Here is a 491-nt window from a genome sequence, read left to right on the forward strand (position 1 = left end):
CTCGCCCGGGCCGCACCGCGGTGGGCGTGCTCATGGTGCTCGGCGCCTGCCTGTCCCTGCAGCTGGGCGCGTCCCTGGCCATCGGCCTGTTCCCGACGTTCGGCCCCTGGGGCACCACCGTGCTCCGCGTCGGCGTCGCCGCGCTGGTCCTGCTGGCGCTCGTCCGCCCGCCGCTGCGCACCTGGACCCGCTCCCAGTGGGGCGCCGTCCTGCTCCTCGGCGCGGCCTTCGCGGGCATGAACGGGTTCTTCTACGCGGCGATCGACCGCATCCCGCTCGGCGTGGCCGTGACCATCGAGTTCCTCGGCCCGCTCGCCGTGGCCGCCGCCCTGAGCCGGCGGCTGCGGGACGTGCTCTGGGTGGTGCTGGCCCTCGCCGGGATCGTGCTGTTCCTGGTGCAGAACCTGGCGGGCCGCTCCGTCGCCACCACCGCCGACGCCGCCGCCCCGCTCGACCTCACCGGCGTGTGGCTGGTGCTGGTGGCCGCGGTC

At 76.2% G+C, this 491-nt stretch carries 1 protein-coding gene; it reads left to right on the forward strand.

Features of this window, described 5'->3' with window-relative positions; genetic code table 11:
• On the forward strand, positions 1-491 hold a 491-nt coding region (locus AC2W7A_RS13350; protein ID WP_485991768.1), incomplete at both ends, for an EamA family transporter.

This window comes from Micrococcus sp. LASM2_SD2, assembly GCF_057364565.1.